The 3,514-nt window shown below is 69.2% G+C and carries 5 protein-coding genes; all 5 read left to right on the top strand.

The genetic code is table 11. The features are described 5' to 3' along the window. Positions 1-36: 36 nt before the first annotated feature. Positions 37-1,143, top strand: coding sequence for a quinone-dependent dihydroorotate dehydrogenase (locus ACFTZL_RS42775; RefSeq protein ID WP_382595386.1), 1,107 nt, complete (start codon positions 37-39; stop codon positions 1,141-1,143). Then, on the top strand, positions 1,140-1,985 hold the full coding sequence (gene pyrF / locus ACFTZL_RS42770) for an orotidine-5'-phosphate decarboxylase (RefSeq protein ID WP_382595383.1): 846 nt from the start codon (positions 1,140-1,142) through the stop codon (positions 1,983-1,985). Before ACFTZL_RS42775 ends, pyrF begins: the two co-directional genes overlap by 4 nt. Positions 1,986-2,262: 277 nt before the next feature. Next, positions 2,263-2,586, top strand: coding sequence for an integration host factor (locus ACFTZL_RS42765; protein ID WP_003977346.1), 324 nt, complete (start codon positions 2,263-2,265; stop codon positions 2,584-2,586). Between the two features lie 37 nt (positions 2,587-2,623). Continuing rightward, a complete protein-coding gene (gene gmk / locus ACFTZL_RS42760; RefSeq protein ID WP_382595380.1) occupies positions 2,624-3,181 on the top strand; it encodes a guanylate kinase in 558 nt (185 codons plus the stop codon). A gap of 71 nt (positions 3,182-3,252) precedes the next feature. Further along, a partial coding sequence (rpoZ, locus tag ACFTZL_RS42755) for a DNA-directed RNA polymerase subunit omega (RefSeq protein WP_382595378.1) occupies positions 3,253-3,514 on the top strand: 262 nt, incomplete at its 3' end.

The raw sequence follows: 3,514 nt of genomic DNA, 5'->3' as shown, positions 1-3,514 counted from the left end.
CTCTTCGTGAGGACGCCCCGTCTTCGTGAGGACATCATGTACAAGATCTTCTTCAGTCTCGTCTTCAAGCGGCTGGACCCGGAGCAGGCGCACCACCTCGCCTTCCGCTGGATCCGCCTGGCCGCCCGCGTCCCCGTCCTGCGCACCTTCCTCGCGGCCGCCCTCGCGCCCCGCCGCAAGGAGCTGCGCACGGAGGCCTTCGGGCTGCGCATGCACGGCCCCTTCGGGCTCGCGGCGGGCTTCGACAAGAACGCCGTGGGCATCGACGGCATGGCGATGCTCGGCTTCGACCACGTCGAGATCGGCACGGTGACCGGCGAGCCGCAGCCCGGCAATCCCAAGCAGCGGCTGTTCCGGCTGGTCGAGGACCGGGCGCTGATCAACCGCATGGGCTTCAACAACGACGGCTCGCTCCGCGTCGCCGCCCGTCTGGCCTCCCGTACGCCGGTCTTCAGGACCGTCGTCGGCGTCAACATCGGCAAGACCAAGGTCGTACCCGAGGAGGAGGCCGTCGGGGACTACGTGAAGTCCGCCGAGCGGCTGGCGCCCTACGCCGACTACCTCGTGGTCAACGTCTCCTCCCCGAACACGCCCGGTCTGCGCAATCTGCAGGCCACGGAGGCGCTGCGCCCCCTGCTGAGCGCCGTCCGCGAGGCCGCCGACGGCGCGGTGTCCGCGCGGCGTGTCCCGCTCCTGGTCAAGATCGCGCCGGACCTCGCCGACGAGGACATCGACGCGGTCGCCGACCTCGCCGTGGAACTCGGCCTGGACGGGATCATCGCCACCAACACCACCATCGCGCGCGAAGGACTCGGCCTGAAGTCCGACCCCGCCGTGGTCGAGGAGACGGGCGGCCTGTCCGGGGCGCCCCTGAAGGAACGCTCCCTGGAGGTCCTGCGCCGCCTCTACGCGCGCGTGGGCGACCGGATCACCCTGGTGGGCGTGGGCGGCGTCGAGAACGCCGAGGACGCCTGGCAGCGCATCCTGGCCGGTGCCACGCTGGTCCAGGGCTACAGCGCCTTCATCTACGAGGGGCCCTTCTGGGGCCGCGCGATCCACAAGGGGCTCGCCGCGCGCCTGCGCACCAGCCCGTACGCCACGCTCGCCGACGCGGTGGGCGCCGACGTGAGGAAGACGGCATGAGTGGTCTCGAACCCTTCGGCGCGCGCCTGCGCCGGGCCATGGACGAGCGCGGCCCGCTCTGCGTCGGCATCGACCCGCACGCCTCCCTGCTCGCCGAGTGGGGCCTGAACGACGACGTGGCTGGCCTGGAGCGGTTCAGCCGGACGGTCGTCGAGGCGCTGGCCGACCGGGTCGCGGTGCTCAAGCCGCAGAGCGCGTTCTTCGAGCGGTTCGGCTCGCGCGGACTGGCCGTCCTGGAGGCGTCGGTGGCCGAGGCGCGGGCGGCGGGCGCCCTGGTCGTGACGGACGCCAAGCGCGGCGACATCGGCTCGACCATGGCCGCGTACGCCGAGTCGTTCCTGCACAAGGACGCGCCGCTGTTCTCCGACGCGCTGACCGTCTCGCCCTACCTCGGCTACGGCTCGCTCAGCCCGGCCGTCGCGCTGGCCCGGGAGAGCGGTGCCGGGCTGTTCGTGCTGGCGCTGACCTCCAACCCGGAGGGCGGCGAGGTCCAGCACGCCGTACGGTCCGACGGCCGGAACGTCGGGGCGACGATGCTCGCGCACCTGTCCGCCGAGAACGCGGGGGAGGAGCCCCTGGGGTCCTTCGGCGCGGTCGTCGGCGCCACCCTCGGTGACCTGTCGTCGTACGACCTGGACATCAACGGCCCGCTCCTCGCGCCCGGCATCGGCGCCCAGGGAGCCACGCCGGCCGATCTTCCGGGGGTCTTCGGGGCGGCGGTGCGCAACGTCGTGCCGAACGTCAGCCGGGGAGTGCTACGCCACGGTCCCGACGCGGTCGCGCTGCGTGACGCCGCGGAACGCTTCGCTCAGGAGATCCGTCACGCTGTGACCTCCTCCTGACCACTTCCTGACCTTCCTGTGAGTCCTCCGATGAGTGGTCGGTGGCGGGCTTGAGTCTGAATACATCCTCAAATCCGGGGCAGTATGTCCTAAATGTCTGTTCAGATGAAGGCTGACCAGGACTTTTCCGCTGTTCTCGCTGACTCTGGCGGACTTGCCCGCTAGTCTCCGACGAGAGTCAACGGGCGAGCGTGTTGCTCGTGGCTCCCCAGGTGTGGGGCGACTAGGTTCCTCACCGGTCCGTATCCGACAGTTCGACATCCGAGGTGACGTAGGCGTGGCTCTTCCGCCCCTTACCCCTGAACAGCGCGCAGCCGCGCTCGAAAAGGCCGCCGCGGCTCGCCGGGAGCGGGCCGAGGTCAAGAATCGACTCAAGCACTCCGGCGCCTCCCTTCACGAGGTCATCAAGCAGGGCCAGGAGAACGACGTCATCGGCAAGATGAAGGTCTCCGCTCTTCTTGAGTCCCTGCCGGGCGTGGGCAAGGTCCGCGCCAAGCAGATCATGGAGCGACTCGGCATTTCCGAGAGCCGTCGTGTGCGCGGCCTCGGCTCCAACCAGATCGCCTCCTTGGAGCGCGAGTTCGGCAGCACCGGCAGCTGAGTCCGGACCACTCCGGTTCAACTGGAATAATCGCTGCATGACTGAACGTCCGCGGCTGACCGTGCTCTCCGGCCCCTCGGGGGTCGGCAAGAGCACGGTCGTCGCTCATATGCGCAAGGAACACCCCGAGGTCTGGCTCTCCGTGTCGGCGACGACCCGCAAGCCCCGCCCCGGCGAGAAGCACGGAGTCCACTATTTCTTCGTCACCGACGACGAAATGGACAAGCTGATCGCCAACGGCGAACTGCTGGAGTGGGCCGAGTTCGCCGGCAACCGCTACGGCACGCCGCGTGCGGCCGTGCAGGAGCGCCTGGAGGCCGGTGAGCCGGTCCTCCTCGAGATCGATCTGCAGGGTGCCCGTCTGGTCCGGGAGTCGATGCCCGAGGCCCAGCTGGTGTTCCTGGCTCCTCCCTCCTGGGAGGAGCTGGTGCGCAGACTCACCGGGCGGGGTACCGAACCGCCCGAGGTCATCGAGCGCCGGCTCGAGGCGGCGAAGATCGAACTCGCCGCCGAGCCGGAGTTCGACACCACCCTGGTCAACACCTCCGTCGAGGACGTGGCTCGCGAGCTGCTAGCCTTGATGGACGTGGTGTGACCATCGCTGATCGTCCCCGATCCTCGCTGATCACCCCGCCACATTCTTTCCCACCCATCGGAAGGTAGAGCGTGTCCTCTTCCATCTCCGCGCCCGAGGGCATCATCAACCCGCCGATCGATGAGCTCCTCGAGGCCACCGACTCGAAGTACAGCCTCGTGATCTACGCGGCCAAGCGGGCCCGCCAGATCAACGCGTACTACTCGCAGCTCGGCGAGGGCCTCCTCGAGTACGTCGGTCCCCTCGTGGACACCCACGTCCACGAGAAGCCGCTCTCGATCGCTCTCCGCGAGATCAACGCGGGGCTGCTCACGTCCGAGGCCGTAGAGGGCC

This window comes from Streptomyces sp. NPDC056948, assembly GCF_042674225.1.
Classification (GTDB): domain Bacteria; phylum Actinomycetota; class Actinomycetes; order Streptomycetales; family Streptomycetaceae; genus Streptomyces; species Streptomyces purpurascens.
This window is presented reverse-complemented; position numbering and strand designations above follow the sequence as displayed.